Raw genomic sequence first — 14,375 nt, 5'->3', positions numbered from 1 at the left:
GTGAGAGGCATGCGAATAGTTCTGGTCGAGGGAGACATCACCGAGCAGCGGGTGGACGCGATCGTCAACGCCGCCAACTCGTCCCTGATGGGCGGCGGAGGGGTGGACGGCGCCATCCACCGGCGGGGCGGCCCCGAGATCCTGGAGGAGTGCCGGGCGCTGCGCGCGTCCCGGTACGGCAGGGGACTGCCGACCGGGCAGGCCGTCGCGACCACCGCGGGCCGCCTGCCCGCGCGGTGGGTGATCCACACGGTCGGGCCCGTCCACTCGCGGAGCGAGGACCGATCCCATCTGCTCGCCTCCTGCTATCGGGAGTCGCTCGTCGTCGCCGACGGGCTGGGCGCCGGCACGGTGGCGTTCCCCGCGATCTCCACGGGGATCTACCGGTGGCCGGTCGAGGACGCCGCCCGCATCGCGATCAACGCGGTACGGCAGGCAGCCCCGGCCGTGGTGGAAGAGGTGCGCTTCGTGTTGTTCAGTACCGCAGCCTATGCGGTGTTCGAGACGGCCCTACAGGACATCGGATAAGCATTGGGCCAAAAGTTTCACAGCCACTTGAGCATGTAGATCTCGTCGCGGTCGTCACCGGGGGCCACCCGGATCGAGCGGGGCACACGGCCGACCTCCCGGTAGCCCACGCTCGCGTAGAAGCGGTCGACCCCGGTGCCGCCGCGGCAGGTGAGCTGCAACGCCTCCAGGCCGAGCGACCTGGCGGCGTCGTCGGCGGCGAGCAGCAGCGCCCTGCCGTACCCCTTGCCCTGGTGCTTGGGGTGGACCATGACCCGCAGCAGCCAGCGCCAGTGCGCCCGCAGGCCCGAGCCGTTGTCGCCGAGGATGAGCCAGGCCGCCACGCCGTCGTCGTCGAAGCCGGCGAGGAGGCTGTCGGGGGCCTGCGGACCGCCGGCGGAGCGGGTGCGGGCGAACGCCTTCTCCGCGGTCGGCCTGATGTCGTCCGGCGTCACGGGAGGCACGAATCCCACCGCGCCGTCCGCGTTGGTCACCTCCGCCCAGCAGCTCAGGAGCTCCTCGAAGAGCTCGGGGGTCATCTCCGGGTCGAGGACGAAGCGCATGGCCGGACGTTATCAACCGCCCCGGTCGTCAGCCGCGGGGGGAGACGCTGCTCCAGGGCAGGGTGAGCTCGCCGAGCCGCCAGCGGCCGGGGCCGCCGGTCGGCGGCGTCGCCTCCACCGGCCAGTCCCGCGCCAGCAGCTCTGCCGTCCTCGCCCAGCGCTGCCGGGTGCCGTACGCGCCGAAGGAGGCGCAGGTCGCCCAGGCGCGGTCCCAGTCCGTCAGGAACGCGTGGATCCGCTCGCCGGGCACGTTGCGGTGGATCAGCGTCTTGGGCAGGCGTTCGGCCAGGTCGGAGGGGCGGTCGAAGCCGGTGAAGCGGGCCGCGAAGGTGAGCGTGCGCGGCCCCCGCGCGCCCAGCGCCACCCAGGTCGCCCGGTGGCCGACCTCCGAGCAGGTGCCCTCGACGAGCACGCCCGAGGGATGCAGACCGGCCCGCAGCCGGTCCCAGTGCTCCCACGCCTCGGCCTCGCCGTACTGCCGCAGCACGTTGAAGGCGCGCACGATCATCGGCGGGCGGGGCACCGGCAGCTCGAAGCCGCCCCTGACGAACGTCAGCCCCTCCCGCTCGTACGGCTTGGCCGCCGCGACCCGCTCGGCGGCGATCTCCACGCCGACCACCTCGACGGTGGGGCAGACCCGGCGCAGCCGCGTGAACAGCTCGGTCGTCGTGGCGTGGGACGCTCCGTAGCCGAGGTCCACCACCAGCGGCGCCGTCCCCGCGCGGGCCGAGCGCAGCAGCGGGCCGTACACGGCGGTGATCCAGCGGTCACAGCGGCGCAGCCGGTTGTGCCCGGTGGTGCCCCGCGTGACCGTGCCGACGGGCCGGACCGGTCTCATGTCCCCGATGCGACCCTGTGGACCTTGTGCTGGGCGGCCTGCGCGCGCGGCCGGACGACCAGCCTGTCGATGTTCACGTGCGACGGGCGGGTCACCGCGAAGGCGATCACGTCGGCGACGTCGTCCGCGCTCAGGGGATCGGGGACGCCCTCGTAGACCTTGGCGGCACGCTCGGCGTCGCCCCGGAAGCGGGTCAGGGCGAACTCCTCGGTCATCACCATGCCCGGCGCGATCTCGACGACCCGCACCGGGTCGCCGCACAGCTCCAGGCGGAGGGTCTCGGTCATCGAGGTCTGCGCGTGCTTGGCCGCGCAGTAGCCACCGCCCCCCTCGTACGACACCAGCCCGGCCGTCGAGGTGAGCATCACCAGCACGCCGTCCCCCGACTCGATGAGCTTCGGCAGCAGGGCCCTGGTCATGCGCAGGGAGCCGAGCACGTTCACCTCGTACATCCGCTGCCAGTCGTCCACCCGGCCGCCGGCGACCGGTTCGAGGCCGAACGCCCCGCCCGCGTTGTTCACCAGGACGTCGCAGCGCTCCAGCGAGGCGGCCAGCGCGTCCACCGACGCCTGGTCGGTCACGTCCAGCGTCACCGGGCGCACGCCGGGCACGTCGGCCGCCAGCTTGTCCAGCCGGTCCCGCCGCCGCGCCGCCGCCACGACCCGGTATCCCTCCGCGGCGAGCCGGCGGGCCGTCGCCTCGCCGATGCCACTGCTGGCGCCGGTCACCACCGCGGTCCTGACCGCGGGCTCGGCCGCCGCGGGATTGGTCGCCGCGGGATTGGTCATCGTCACGCTTCCGTCCTTCCACGCTGCTCCGATGGCAGCCGACATCCTCTCAGGACCCCCGGTGCTCACCGATGTCGGGGAATCCAGTGATGATTTTGATGGTTATAACCCTTTCGGAGGTGGTTCGGGTGTCGGTGTTACGGCGTCGGGTCAACCGCGTCGCGACCATCAGCGTGCACACGTCCCCGTTGGACCAGCCGGGTACCGGGGACGCGGGCGGGATGAACGTCTACATCCTCGAGGTCGCCAAACGTCTCGCGGCGCTGGGCATCGAGGTGGAGATCTTCACCCGGCGCACCGCCCGTGACCTGCCTCCGGTCGCCGAGCTGAGCCCGGGGGTGCTCGTACGTCACGTCACGGCCGGGCCGTACGAGGAGCTCGACCGCGCCGACCTTCCGGGGCAGCTGTGCGGCTTCCTGTCCGGCGTGCTGCGCACCGAGGCGATGTACGACCCCGGCCGGTACGACGTGATCCACTCGCACTACTGGCTGTCGGGCCAGGTGGGCTGGCTGGCCAAGGAACGCTGGGGCGTGCCGCTCGTGCACACCATGCACACCATGGCCAAGGTGAAGAACCTCCTGCTCGCCGAGGGCGACAAGCCCGAGCCGGCGATGCGCGTGCTCGGCGAGGAACAGGTCGTGGAGGTCGCCGACCGGCTGGTCGCCAACACCGCCGCCGAGGCCGAGGAGCTGATCAGCCTCTACGGGGCGCCGCGCGAACGGGTGGCGGTCGTCAACCCCGGCGTGAACCTCGCCGTCTTCCAGCCGGAGTCCAAGGGCGCCGCCCGCCATCGTCTCGGGCTGCCGCAGGACGCCCACGTGCTGCTGTTCGTGGGCCGCATCCAGCCGCTCAAGGCCCCCGACGTACTGCTCAAGGCCGCCGCCCGGATGCTCGTGGAGAATCCCTCACTGCGGTCGCGGCTCGTCGTGGCCTGCGTGGGCGGGCCCAGCGGCAACGGCCTCGCGCGTCCCTCCCTGCTCAGCGACCTCGCCGCCGAGCTGGGCATCGCCGACGTCGTACGGCTCGCGCCGCCCGCGCCGCAGCGGGAGCTGGCCGACTGGTACCGGGCCGCCGACGTGACCGTGGTGCCGTCGTACAACGAGTCGTTCGGCCTGGTCGCGCTGGAGTCGCAGGCGTGCGGCACGCCGGTCGTCGCGGCCGCGGTCGGCGGCCTGCGCACGGCCGTCAAGGACGGCGTGTCCGGCGTCCTGGTGGAGGGACACGACCCGCACGACTGGGCCCGCGAGCTCGCCCTGCTCGCCGGGCGGCCGGACCGGCTCGCCGGGCTCGCCGCGGGCGCCGTGGGGCACGCCACGGCCTTCGGCTGGTCGGCGACCGCCGCCCGGCTGGCCGAGGTGTACGCCGGCGCCATGGCCCAGCTCCACCAGACCCCCATCGCGGTCAACTCGTAGGAGTGTTGAAAAAGTGCTGCCCGTCGCGAGCGGGGATCCAGGTGGATGCATCGCAAGGCGGAGGAGGAGCTCGTAGCCGGAGGCTACGGGCGACGACGACAACGCCGCGAGGCGCCGCCCCCGCACAGCAGGGCATGGCTTTTGAAACACGACTTAGGGTGGTGACCATGAGACCGGATCTGGAAGCCGTCATCGCGTCGGCGCTGGAGTCCGCCGAGCTGTCCTACGAGCGGCCGAAGCCGGGCGCGTTCCTGGTCAAGCTGCCGGGCCAGCACAAGCTCGCCACCCTGACCTGGCTCGTCGTCGGCGACCAGGCGCTCAACATCGAGGCGTTCTTCTGCCGGCAGCCCGACGAGAACCACGCCGAGTTCTACCGCTGGCTGCTGCACAAGAACGGCTCGATGTACGGCGTGCACTTCGCCGTCGACGACACGGGTGACGTGCACCTGGTGGGCCGGCTGCCGCTGGACGCGGTCACCGAGGAGGAGATCGACCGGGTCCTCGGGTGCGTGCTCACCTACTCGGACGAGTCGTTCGACCGCGCCCTCGAACTGGGCTTCGCGACGTCCATCAGGCGCGAGTGGGAGTGGCGGGTCAAGCGCGGCGAGTCGCTGGCCAACCTCCGCGCGTTCGCACGGGTGGTCGAGTCCTGACCAACGGGAGGTCTGCCGTACGCCGATAGGATTGGCGGCATGGCGACTTTGGTGCTGCTGCGGCACGGCGAGAGCGAATGGAATGTCAAAGGCCTGTTCACCGGCTGGGTGGACGTCACACTCTCGCCGGCCGGCGAGGAGGAGGCGCGGCGCGGCGGGCAGCTGCTCCTGGAGGCCGGGATCCGGCCCGACGTGGTGCACACCTCGGTGCTCACCCGGGCCATCAGGACCGCGAACATCGCGCTTGAGGCGGCCGACCTGCTGTGGCTCCCGGTCAAGCGCTCCTGGCGGCTGAACGAGCGCCACTACGGCGCGCTCCAGGGCAAGGACAAGGCGCAGACCCGCGCCGAGTTCGGCGACGAGCAGTTCATGCTGTGGCGCCGGTCGTACGACGTGCCGCCGCCGCCGATCGCCGACGACGACGAGTACTCCCAGGTCGGCGATGGCCGCTACTCCCTGCTGCCCTCGGAGCTGGTGCCGCGCACCGAGTGCCTCAAGGACGTCGTCGGGCGCATGCTGCCGTACTGGTATGACGAGATCGCCCCGGACCTGGCCGCGGGCCGCACGGTGCTGGTGGTGGCGCACGGCAACTCGCTGCGCGCGCTGGTCAAGCACCTGGAGGGCATCAGCGACGCCGACATCGCGGGCCTGAACATCCCCACCGGCATTCCGCTGCGCTACGAGCTGGACGCCGACTTCCGCCCGGTCGGCAAGGGCGAGTACCTCGACCCGGAGGCCGCCAAGGCCGCCATCGAGGCCGTCGCCAACCAGGGCAAGAAGTAATCCCTGCCGCTTCCGAAGGCCGTGCCCCTCACCGGGGGCGCGGCCTTACTTGTGGACGACCGGTTTCTTCGCCGTGCCGGGGAACACCTGGACCAGGAGCTCCACCGCGCCGTCCGGGGCGTCGATCACCTGGGTCACGAGCTCTCGGCCGCGCAGATGCACCCTGACCCGGTACGAACCCGGGCCGCGCGTGGTGAGCCCGGTCAAGCTCGTTCCGTCGCCGTCCACCAGTTCCAGGGACCCGGACGGGCTCTCGTATTCCACCTCGACCACCTCCTCCCAGCCTCTGGTCTCCAGCGGCGGGCGCCGGGTGTAGGACTCGACGGTCACGCACGCGTGCCCGGCCTCGTCGGCCGCCCAGATGGCCAGCGTGCCCCGGCCGCTTCCCACCAGCTCCTCGACCAGGTCCGGGGGATCGCCCTCGTAGCCCTCCTCCCAGCCGTCGATGGTCCAGAACTCCGTCCACATCGTGGCCCGGCGCTGCCGTACCGGCCTGATCTTCGGCCGGTGCCGGGGGTGTGCCGCGCAGGCCCGCTCCTTCTGGGCGACGTACGCGTCCTCTTCCGCCTGCTGACGGTCGGCCTCCGCCTGCTGCGCGCGGGCCACGGCCGGGCACAGGCCCGCGAGCATGCCCGCCAGGGACGCCTGGGGCGCCTCCTGGACCGCCCGGGCGCGGATGTCTCCTCCGTGCCGGGTCGCCAGCGCGCACAGGTGGTGCCCCTGGGCCAGGACGTCCTGGTCGGAGACCTCGTCCCACCCCTCCACGCCGGAGTCGTACGGGCGGTCGTAACCCCGGACCGCGCAGAGGAAGCGTTTGTCCGTCTCGGTGAGCCCCTTGACCGTGCCGTCGCCGAAGCCGGCGCAGTCGAGCTCCCGCTCGGTGCTCACCCCGCCGGGTGCGGCCGACGCCGCCGGGACGAGGACGACCGCGGTCACCGCCAGGACGGCGGCGGTCGTACGGATTACCGGGCCGCGCCGAACGTACGGGTGCCGGGGAGCCCGCACGGCGAGCAGGACGAGGAACGGCGGGACACAGTCGTAGAGCCCCCACCAGACCTGCCGGGACATCAGCTCGGGCGGCCCCCACATCTCCGCGCAGCCGGGGCCGAGCGCCGCGTCGAGGGCGGGGAGCAGTGCCTCGGGGATCGGGTTGAGGACGACCAGCACGGCCGCGACGCTACGGGCGACGATCCTGCCGACCCCGGGCCGGGCTCTCCGGACGCTCAGATACCAGCCCGCGAAGCCCAGGACGATCAGCGGTCCCCCGCCGTACGAGAAGAGGGGGAAGCCGGCGACCGCGTGTGCCCTGGAATAGACCAGATCGTAGGTGTCCCAGCCCGGGCAGGAGCCCGGAAACACGAACATCGAGATGTAGCTCTCGACGCCGTCGTCGCCGGTCAGCAGCGACGCCACCGTGTAGTAGAGGCCGGGAGCCGCCGCGGTCAGCGCCGCCGCCGCCCAGAGCGCCCATGATCGTCTCGGCACGAGAGCGAAGACTATTCGGCATGGGCGACAGATCGAGCGCGATCGAACGCGGAAAGCCCCGGCCCCCCGAGGACCGGGGCTTTCGCGCCCCCCGTACGCCGCCGCGTCAGCCGGCGAGGGCGTCCGCGTCGCGCGTACCCGTGACGAGGTACACGACGTCGCGCGCGACGCGTACGGCGTGGTCGGCGTACCGCTCGTAGTAGCGGCCCGCCAGCGTGATGTCGATGGCGGCCTCGATGCCGTGGTCCCAGTCCTTGGAGAGCAGGACGCGGAACAGCCGCCGGTGACGGCGGTCCATCGCGTCGTCGTCCTCCTCCAGTTCCTTGGCGAGATCGATGTCGCGGGAGGCGATGCAGCTGCCCGCCTTGGTGATCAGATTCTCGGCGATGGCGCCCATCTCGACGAACGTGTCACGCAGCTCGGCCGGGATGGCGGACTCGGGGTGACGCATCCGGGCGAGCTTGGCGATGTGCTCGGCCAGGTCGCCCATACGCTCCAGGTCGGCGGCCATCCGCAGCGCGGTGATGACGGTACGCAGGTCGACCGCCACCGGCTGCTGCGTGGCCATCAGCTCGAAGATCGAGGCCTCGAGCTCCTGGTGCAGCCGGTCGACCTCGGCGTCCTGGGAGATGACGCTCTCGGCCAGCTGCAGGTCGGCGTCGAGCAGGGCGGTCGTCCCCCTCGACATGGCCGACCGCACCAGGCGGGTCATCTCCACCAGGCGGTCGGTCAGGGCCGCAAGATCTTCGTGATAGGCGTCGCGCATGGCCGCCACGCTACGCGCGGGCCGATGAACGAATTCCGACCGCCGGATGAACTTTTCCGGAAAGAGGGAGTCCGGCCAGGTCGGGCAGGTGGACCAACCGGAAATGCCGCTTAGGCTGCTGAATGTGAACGAGTTGCTGGCGAGCTTGGCGGCGATGGGCGGATTCGTCGCCGGCTCCTTCGTCATGCTCGCGATCCGGCGGCAGGCGGACAAGCCTCGAATCCAGGAGCCGGTGGACGACGGCCTGCCTCCGGGAGTGGCATCGGTGCTCGCCGTGCTGCCCTCCTCGGCGGTCGTGCTCGACCGCGAGGACCGGGTCCTGCGCGCCAGTTCGGCCGCCCGCGCCTTCGGCCTCGTACGCGGGGAGTCCCTCATGGCCGCCGAACTCCTCGCGCTGGCCAGGAAGGTCCGCAGGGACGGCGAGATCCGCGAGAGCGAGATAGAGACGGCGGGCCGCAAGTTCGGACAGGAGTCCACGTCGTTCGCGGTGCGGGTGGCCCCGCTGGGCTCCCACGGGCAGGTGCTCGTGCTCGCCGAGGACCAGACCGAGCGGCAGCGCGTCGAGGCGGTGCGCAGGGACTTCGTCGCGAACGTCAGCCACGAGCTCAAGACGCCGGTCGGCGCGCTGAGCCTGCTCGCCGAGACCGTTCAGGACGCGGCCGACGATCCCGAGGCCGTGAAGCGGTTCGCCGGCCGCATGCAGCACGAGGCGGCCCGTCTGACCTACCTGGTGCAGGACCTGATCACGCTGTCGCGGATCCAGGGCGGCGAGCCCATACCGGCGCCCGCGCAGGTGCCGGTCGACGAGACCGTGCACGAGGCCATCGACCGGTGCAACACGAAGGCCTCGGCCAAGGACATCACGCTCGTCGCGGGCGGCACCGAGGGCCTCAAGGTCTGGGGCGACGAGGAGCTGCTCGTCACCGCGCTGCGCAACCTCATCGACAACGCCGTCGCCTACAGCCCCGAGCACACCCGCGTCGTCATCAGCGCCAGGCCGGCCGGGAACGCCGTCGAGCTGAGCGTGAGCGACCAGGGCATCGGCATCCCGGAGAGCGCGCAGGAGCGCATCTTCGAGCGGTTCTTCCGTGTCGACGCCGCCCGGTCGCGGGCCACCGGCGGCACCGGCCTCGGCCTCGCGATAGTCAAGCACGTGGCGGTCGCGCACGGAGGCGAGGTCGCGGTGTGGAGCAAGGAAGGCTCCGGATCGACCTTCACTCTTCGCCTTCCCGCGTTCGGCGGTCAGGCGGTCCCCGTACCAAGCACGACCATCCCCCAGGAGGCCGCTAAGTGACTCGGGTACTCGTCGTCGAGGACGAGGAGTCGTTCTCGGACGCCTTGTCGTACATGCTCAGGAAAGAGGGGTACGAGGTCGCGGTCGCGGCCACCGGCCCCGAGGCCCTGGACGCGTTCGACCGCAACGGCGCCGACCTCGTCCTGCTCGACCTGATGCTCCCGGGCCTGCCCGGAACGGAGGTGTGCCGCTCGCTGCGGCAGCGTTCCAAGGTGCCCGTGATCATGTTGACCGCGAAGGACAGCGAGATCGACAAGGTCGTCGGCCTGGAGCTGGGCGCGGACGACTACGTGACCAAGCCGTTCTCGTCCCGCGAGCTGGTGGCGCGCATCCGCGCGGTGCTGCGCAGGCAGGGCGACGTGGAAGAGGTGGAGTCGGCCGTCCTGACCGGCGGACCGGTGCGCATGGACGTCGACCGGCACATCGTGGCCGTGCGCGGCCGGCAGGTGCAGCTCCCGCTGAAGGAGTTCGAGCTGCTCGAGGTGCTGCTGCGCAACGCCGGCCGGGTGCTGACCCGCGGGCAGCTCATCGACCGGGTCTGGGGCGCCGACTACGTCGGTGACACCAAGACGCTCGACGTGCACGTGAAGCGGCTGCGGGCCAAGGTCGAGGCCGACCCGTCCAACCCCCGCTGCATCCTGACCGTGCGGGGCCTGGGCTACAAGTTCGACCCCGCCGACGACTGAGTCCCGTACGGGCCCTCTCGACGTCTCAGGAGCCCCTGTCCGTCCGGGACAGGGGCTCCTGTGCGTCGTCGCTCAGGGATCGCTACTCGGCGCCCGGGGCGGGCGACTCGGTGGCCTCCGGGAGCGCGGTGTCCGACGGCGCCGGGCTGCCCGTGGCAAGGGGCGAGGCGGTGGGTGCCGCCGTGGGCGCGGCCGTCGGCGCGGGCGGGAGCGTCGCGAACTCGCGGCTGCGGGCCACGACGGGCACGTCGAGCGCGACGTCGCCGGCGTTCTTGAACTGGAGCGTGAGCTTGATGCTCTCCCCGCCGCGCAGCGCCGTCTTCAGGCCCTCGACCGTGACCCCGGGGGTCTTGGCGAGCGTGCCCGGCTGGAGGTCGATGGGGCTCTGCACCTTGACCGAGGTCGCCTTCTGCTCCTCGGGGACGATGCTGGTGAGCTGGTCGGCGGTCTCCGTGCCGTTCAGGAGAGTCAGGTAGAGCGGCGCCGACCCCCCGGTGGCGAGCTGCTCACCGGAGTCCGGCCCCAGGATGAACGCCTGCGGGATCATGACGCCGTTCTTGCCGTAGGCCTTGCCGGGGCCGTCGCCGTCATAGAGGACGCCCGCCTCGTTCGGGGCGTACGGCGCGCTGGTGTTGGCGTCGAAACCGGCGCCACACGCGGCCAGTGCAGGGATGGCGGCGGCGAGGAGCGCGGCAACGGCGATCGCCCTGCGACGGCTGCTACTGGTCACGGTTCGAGGTCTCCTTGGTACGCACGTGTATGGGCAGCAATCACCTTATCCGCGCCGGTCACCGGTCCGGCGTCGGCTCCCGGTCCATACGTCGCAGCAGTGCAGGTCACCCGGTACGTCCTCTATGTCGATTCACAGAGTGGATGGCTTGTCAAGCCCCAAAACGAGGCTTTGACCTGCAGTTATGTTTCTTTCACTGTTCCGGGAGGCGGTAACCGCGTGGTACTCTGGAGTACAGCGGAAGGGGTACTCGTCACATGACTTTCCAGGTCGGCGACACTGTCGTCTACCCCCACCATGGGGCTGCTCGGATCGAGGCCATCACGACCCGAACCATCAAGGGTGAGGAAAAGACCTACCTGGTGCTGAAGGTCGACAAGGGCGACCTGACCGTACAGGTACCAGCGGAAAATGCCGAGCTCGTCGGTGTGCGCGACGTCGTCGGCCAAGAAGGACTCGAGCGGGTGTTCGACGTGCTGCGTATGCCGCACACGGAGGAGCCCACCAACTGGTCCCGCCGCTACAAGGCCAACCTTGAGAAGCTGGCGTCGGGGGACGTCAACAAGGTGGCCGAGGTGGTGCGCGACCTGTGGCGGCGCGACAAGGAGCGCGGCCTGTCCGCCGGTGAGAAGCGCATGCTCGCGAAGGCCCGCCAGATCCTGGTCAGCGAGCTCGCGCTCGCGGAGAAGACCAACGAGGACAAGGCGGAGGCCCTGCTCGACGAGGTGCTGAACTCCTGAACATCACATCGCCAAGGGTGGGCATCGGGGTCGATGTCCACCCTTTCGCGTCTGGCAGGGAACTCCACCTCGCCGGACTGTTCTGGCCGGGCGAGACCGGGCTGGCCGGCCATTCCGACGGTGACGCGGCGGCGCACGCCTGTTGCGACGCGCTGCTGTCGGCCGCCGGGCTCGGAGACGTGGGGGCGCTCTTCGGCACCTCCGACCCGCGCTGGGCGGGCGCCGCGGGCGTGACTCTCCTGGAGGAGGCGGCCCGCCAGGTGCGGGCGGCCGGATTCGAGATCGGCAACCTGGCCGTCCAGATCATCGGGAACCGGCCGAAGGTCGCGCCTCGCCGTGCGGAGGCGGAGAAGGCCCTCGGGGCCGCCGCAGGGGCGCCGGTGAGCGTCAGCGCGACCACGACCGACGGTCTCGGGCTCACGGGGCGCGGCGAGGGTGTGGCGGCCATCGCGACCGCCCTGATACTTCCGGCGTGAATGTCTCGTTCCAAGCGGACATGCCAACCTGAATGAGACCAGGAGCGTCTCACTAACACGTGGGCGGCGGCTCGGACCAAGGCGCGGAATCGAGCCGCCGCCCTCTTTTTTCTTTCATGGGACGCATATTTCCGTTCCATGGGGTATCCCACAGTCCGAGGATGAAAGGGTCACCCTCATCGGGAGGTCGATATGACAATCGAGTCCATTCTCGGCGCCATCGTCATCGGTGCGGTCATCGGCGCTCTGGGCCGCCTGTTCCTGCCGGGCCGCCAGCCGATCGGTTGGCTGCTCACGATCGTCGTCGGTATCGTCGCGGCGCTCATCGGTACGGCGATCGCCCAGGTCATGGGTGTGGCCACGACGGATGGCATCGACTGGATCGAACTGGTCATGCAGGTCGTACTGGCCGTCGTGGGTGTCGGCATCGTCGCCGGCCTCAAGCGAGGAACGCGAGTGTAAGGCACCCGCTCGGTAGGGCGGCCCCCGCCCTTACCCCATAGCGCGCGCAGGCCCGCCCGGCTCCCCAGCCGGGCGGGCCTGCGCGCTGTACGGCCCGGTTCCGGAGCGTCGGGCCCGTCCCCTCGGACGGCAGCGTGAGCATCTCTGCACCCCGGCCCCCGGCCCCCGGCCCCCAGTCCCCAGCTGCCAGTCCCCAGTCCCGGTCCCCGGCCGCAGGGTGGGGGCGAGGGTGCGCCCGCGGATGCCGCCTGCGACCGCGTGCGGGATGTTCCGAAGGGCGGCCTGTCAGGCGCGTCAGGCGCGGCGGGTCTGCCGGGCGCGCCGGTGTGTGATGGGTTGTCAGGCGGACCGGTGTGCGACGGGTTGTCAGGCGGGCGGGCGCGGCGTGCTGCGCATCCGGCCGGAGGGAGGTGCCAGCGGAACGTTGCCCTCACCGGCTTCCTCCGCGGCGTCCTGGTCGCCGCACTCCGCGGCCTGCGGAGCGAGTCTCCCGCTCACCTCGTCCGGGTCGGCGCTGTCCTGAGCATGGGCGGGATCGGGCACGTCCCGGATCTGGCGGAGCGGCTGGGTGTCGACGCCCGACTCGTCCTCGGGCCGATCCGCCTCGATGTCGGCGGGGTCTTCCGCCTTCGGCCGCGGGTGCACGAGGACGTCGCCGGTGTGCGGCCGTACGAGGTCGCCCCAGCGCACCGGGCGGTTCCGGCGCGGCTGCGGCGCCGGGCGGTCATCCTTCTCGGCATCCGTGCCGGTATCCGGCGTGGGTGCGGCGGGCGTCTCGGCATGCGTCTCGGTGTCCGGCCTGGGTGCGGCGGGCGTGTCGGCGGGCTCCGCGTCGCGAGCGTGCTCGTCCGTCGCCGTCTCGTCTGCCACAGTCTCGGCCGTCGGCTCGGTCACGGGCTCGGCGTCCGCTCGCGGAGCGGGTCGCGGGGCCGGCTCGGTCACGGGCGGGGTGCCGGGCGCCGCCGTCGGAGGTACGACCGGCAGGGTCTCGGCCTCGTCCGGCGCCTGGCCCGTCGTCTGGCCCGTCGTCTGCGGTTCGGCCGCGGGGGCGGTTTCCCCGCTCACCTCGTGCGGCCGTCGTACGCCGTCCTCGTCGAATTCGGAGGGCGCGGCCTCGTCCTCGGCCTGTAAGGGAGTGACGGGCAACGGCGGGGCGTACTCGGGTGGCGCGACGGTCTCGGAGACCGGGCTGACCGGCAGCGGGGGGACATAGTCGGGGGGCGCCACGGCCTCGGGGACCGGCTGCAGGGGCGGCGCCCCGTGCTCCTGAGTGACAGCGTGCTCCTGAGTGACGGCGTGCTCCCGGCCGGCACCGTACTCCTGGTTGGCGCCGTGCTCCTGGCCGACGCCGTGGTCCTGGGCGGCGGCGTTCGCGGGGGCCGGCCGCTCCCGCACGGCCACCGGATAGGGGGCGGTGGCGGCGGTCCGGGGTTCCCGCTCGCCGTCGAAAGGCACCAGGTCGTCGTCGGTGTCGCCGTCCAGGTCGGCCCGGCTGGTACGCACGTGCTTCAGCAGGAGCAGCAGCAGCCACAACCCGACGGCGAGCATCACCCAGGGCAGCAGCGCGACGACGAGAGCGGTGACGTCGGGATCGAAGGAGACGCCGGCGGCGGTCGCGGCGTTCGCGGCGGCGGCCGACACCAGGAGCAGGATCAGGACGAAGCCCGCCTGCAGCCGGACCAGGAACCGCGCGGTCCGCAGCAACGGCACGCTGACCAGGGCGACGACCAGCAGGACGTCGAAGGCCGCGGGATACAGGTAGGCGAGCCGGGGCTCGGCCCGCCCGGAGACGGCCAGAGCCCGCAGGTCGTCGAAGGACAGCGCGCAGGCCACCCCGGCGAGCACCGCGAGGGCGGCGCCCGCGAGGCCGATGGCCAGACGCCGCAGCACCAGCGGGATTCCGGAGGGGGTGGTTCGGGACGGGCGGGAGGCCGTGCCTGCCGCGCCGGGGGGAGTCACGTCCATGGCGTTTCGAGCCTACAGAATCGGAGTGACGATTGATCGCACCTGCGTGATCACCCGTTTCGTGTCGGAACCGGGGGCTACGGCGGAATCCTCCGGCCCGACACGCCGGGCGTGAGCCTCGCGGACGTCTCGCCGAGAAGCGACGCGGCATCCGTGGGGCGCTTCCGCCCGCGTCTTCCGCCGGGCGCCTCGGTTTGCGGCGCGCGCTCCCGTGACGGTGCGTGTCG

General features: G+C 71.7%; 16 protein-coding genes. 9 read left to right on the top strand and 7 right to left on the bottom strand.

The features are described 5' to 3' along the window. Positions 1-9 precede the first annotated feature (9 nt). Positions 10-528 carry an O-acetyl-ADP-ribose deacetylase gene (locus tag ACWEQG_RS11290; protein WP_452283768.1) on the top strand — a complete coding sequence of 173 codons (519 nt, stop codon included), beginning with the start codon at positions 10-12 and terminating at the stop codon, positions 526-528. 17 nt (positions 529-545) lie between these two features. Here ACWEQG_RS11290 and ACWEQG_RS11285 read toward each other — a convergent pair whose 3' ends face one another. From ACWEQG_RS11285 to ACWEQG_RS11275, 3 genes are read right to left on the bottom strand one after another with little or no spacing between them, the layout of a single operon-like run. Then, a complete protein-coding gene (locus ACWEQG_RS11285; RefSeq protein WP_363461499.1) occupies positions 546-1,070 on the bottom strand; it encodes a GNAT family N-acetyltransferase in 525 nt (174 codons plus the stop codon). A 28-nt stretch (positions 1,071-1,098) separates the two neighbouring features. Then, positions 1,099-1,908, bottom strand: coding sequence for a class I SAM-dependent methyltransferase (locus ACWEQG_RS11280; RefSeq protein WP_452283766.1), 810 nt, complete (start codon positions 1,906-1,908; stop codon positions 1,099-1,101). Beyond that, positions 1,905-2,696: an SDR family oxidoreductase gene (locus ACWEQG_RS11275; RefSeq protein WP_452283937.1), complete on the bottom strand. Its 792-nt coding sequence runs from the start codon at positions 2,694-2,696 to the stop codon at positions 1,905-1,907. Before ACWEQG_RS11275 ends, ACWEQG_RS11280 begins: the two co-directional genes overlap by 4 nt. 128 nt (positions 2,697-2,824) lie before the next feature. Here ACWEQG_RS11275 and mshA point away from each other — a divergent pair, with 128 nt between their 5' ends. The 3 genes from mshA to ACWEQG_RS11260 all read left to right on the top strand — a co-directional run bounded on the left by mshA (position 2,825) and on the right by ACWEQG_RS11260 (position 5,544). After that, positions 2,825-4,108 (top strand): D-inositol-3-phosphate glycosyltransferase, encoded by a 1,284-nt coding sequence (mshA, locus tag ACWEQG_RS11270; RefSeq protein WP_452283764.1) that lies wholly within the window; start codon positions 2,825-2,827, stop codon positions 4,106-4,108. A 167-nt stretch (positions 4,109-4,275) separates the two neighbouring features. Continuing rightward, positions 4,276-4,761 carry a type III secretion system chaperone family protein gene (locus ACWEQG_RS11265; protein WP_030510371.1) on the top strand — a complete coding sequence of 162 codons (486 nt, stop codon included), beginning with the start codon at positions 4,276-4,278 and terminating at the stop codon, positions 4,759-4,761. Between the two features lie 39 nt (positions 4,762-4,800). Further along, a complete protein-coding gene (locus ACWEQG_RS11260) occupies positions 4,801-5,544 on the top strand; it encodes a phosphoglyceromutase (protein ID WP_452283762.1) in 744 nt (247 codons plus the stop codon). Between the two features lie 45 nt (positions 5,545-5,589). Here the strand turns inward: ACWEQG_RS11260 and ACWEQG_RS11255 are convergent, their stop codons facing one another. Both ACWEQG_RS11255 and phoU read right to left on the bottom strand, forming a co-directional pair. Beyond that, on the bottom strand, positions 5,590-7,029 hold the full coding sequence (locus ACWEQG_RS11255) for a hypothetical protein (protein WP_452283760.1): 1,440 nt from the start codon (positions 7,027-7,029) through the stop codon (positions 5,590-5,592). A 106-nt stretch (positions 7,030-7,135) separates the two neighbouring features. Continuing rightward, on the bottom strand, positions 7,136-7,795 hold the full coding sequence (gene phoU / locus ACWEQG_RS11250; RefSeq protein WP_452283759.1) for a phosphate signaling complex protein PhoU: 660 nt from the start codon (positions 7,793-7,795) through the stop codon (positions 7,136-7,138). Between the two features lie 103 nt (positions 7,796-7,898). On the opposite strand from phoU, the gene ACWEQG_RS11245 reads away from it, so the two are divergent. Together ACWEQG_RS11245 and ACWEQG_RS11240 are read left to right on the top strand one after the other, a co-directional pair. Then, positions 7,899-9,089, top strand: coding sequence for a sensor histidine kinase (locus ACWEQG_RS11245; RefSeq protein WP_452283757.1), 1,191 nt, complete (start codon positions 7,899-7,901; stop codon positions 9,087-9,089). Further along, positions 9,086-9,775 (top strand): response regulator transcription factor, encoded by a 690-nt coding sequence (locus tag ACWEQG_RS11240; protein ID WP_363464933.1) that lies wholly within the window; start codon positions 9,086-9,088, stop codon positions 9,773-9,775. Before ACWEQG_RS11245 ends, ACWEQG_RS11240 begins: the two co-directional genes overlap by 4 nt. 82 nt (positions 9,776-9,857) lie before the next feature. Here ACWEQG_RS11240 and ACWEQG_RS11235 read toward each other — a convergent pair whose 3' ends face one another. After that, complete coding sequence (locus ACWEQG_RS11235) at positions 9,858-10,505, bottom strand: copper chaperone PCu(A)C (RefSeq protein ID WP_452283755.1); 648 nt, start codon at positions 10,503-10,505, stop codon at positions 9,858-9,860. 257 nt (positions 10,506-10,762) lie between these two features. Here ACWEQG_RS11235 and ACWEQG_RS11230 point away from each other — a divergent pair, with 257 nt between their 5' ends. The 3 genes from ACWEQG_RS11230 to ACWEQG_RS11220 all read left to right on the top strand — a co-directional run bounded on the left by ACWEQG_RS11230 (position 10,763) and on the right by ACWEQG_RS11220 (position 12,183). Continuing rightward, positions 10,763-11,245 (top strand): CarD family transcriptional regulator, encoded by a 483-nt coding sequence (locus tag ACWEQG_RS11230; RefSeq protein WP_030510364.1) that lies wholly within the window; start codon positions 10,763-10,765, stop codon positions 11,243-11,245. A gap of 17 nt (positions 11,246-11,262) precedes the next feature. Continuing rightward, complete coding sequence (gene ispF, locus ACWEQG_RS11225) at positions 11,263-11,721, top strand: 2-C-methyl-D-erythritol 2,4-cyclodiphosphate synthase (protein ID WP_169987292.1); 459 nt, start codon at positions 11,263-11,265, stop codon at positions 11,719-11,721. A gap of 192 nt (positions 11,722-11,913) precedes the next feature. After that, positions 11,914-12,183, top strand: coding sequence for a GlsB/YeaQ/YmgE family stress response membrane protein (locus ACWEQG_RS11220; RefSeq protein WP_346227461.1), 270 nt, complete (start codon positions 11,914-11,916; stop codon positions 12,181-12,183). A 366-nt stretch (positions 12,184-12,549) separates the two neighbouring features. Here the strand turns inward: ACWEQG_RS11220 and ACWEQG_RS11215 are convergent, their stop codons facing one another. Then, on the bottom strand, positions 12,550-14,148 hold the full coding sequence (locus tag ACWEQG_RS11215; RefSeq protein ID WP_452283753.1) for a DUF2637 domain-containing protein: 1,599 nt from the start codon (positions 14,146-14,148) through the stop codon (positions 12,550-12,552). Positions 14,149-14,375: the final 227 nt, after the last annotated feature.

Source organism: Microbispora sp. NPDC004025, from assembly GCF_053604425.1.
Note: the sequence above shows the minus strand (reverse complement) of the source record. Positions and strands in the feature narration are given on the sequence as shown.

Bases quoted from the DNA above. Each gene is read 5' to 3' on its own strand.
- ACWEQG_RS11290 (WP_452283768.1), top strand. From the start codon at position 10: ATGCGAATAGTTCTGGTCGAGGGAGACATCACCGAGCAGCGGGTGGAC.
- ACWEQG_RS11285 (WP_363461499.1), bottom strand. From the start codon at position 1,070: ATGCGCTTCGTCCTCGACCCGGAGATGACCCCCGAGCTCTTCGAGGAG.
- ACWEQG_RS11280 (WP_452283766.1), bottom strand. From the start codon at position 1,908: ATGAGACCGGTCCGGCCCGTCGGCACGGTCACGCGGGGCACCACCGGG.
- ACWEQG_RS11275 (WP_452283937.1), bottom strand. From the start codon at position 2,696: ATGACCAATCCCGCGGCGACCAATCCCGCGGCGGCCGAGCCCGCGGTC.
- ACWEQG_RS11265 (WP_030510371.1), top strand. From the start codon at position 4,276: ATGAGACCGGATCTGGAAGCCGTCATCGCGTCGGCGCTGGAGTCCGCC.
- ACWEQG_RS11260 (WP_452283762.1), top strand. From the start codon at position 4,801: ATGGCGACTTTGGTGCTGCTGCGGCACGGCGAGAGCGAATGGAATGTC.
- phoU (WP_452283759.1), bottom strand. From the start codon at position 7,795: ATGCGCGACGCCTATCACGAAGATCTTGCGGCCCTGACCGACCGCCTG.
- ACWEQG_RS11245 (WP_452283757.1), top strand. From the start codon at position 7,899: ATGCCGCTTAGGCTGCTGAATGTGAACGAGTTGCTGGCGAGCTTGGCG.
- ACWEQG_RS11230 (WP_030510364.1), top strand. From the start codon at position 10,763: ATGACTTTCCAGGTCGGCGACACTGTCGTCTACCCCCACCATGGGGCT.
- ACWEQG_RS11220 (WP_346227461.1), top strand. From the start codon at position 11,914: ATGACAATCGAGTCCATTCTCGGCGCCATCGTCATCGGTGCGGTCATC.
- ACWEQG_RS11215 (WP_452283753.1), bottom strand. From the start codon at position 14,148: ATGGACGTGACTCCCCCCGGCGCGGCAGGCACGGCCTCCCGCCCGTCC.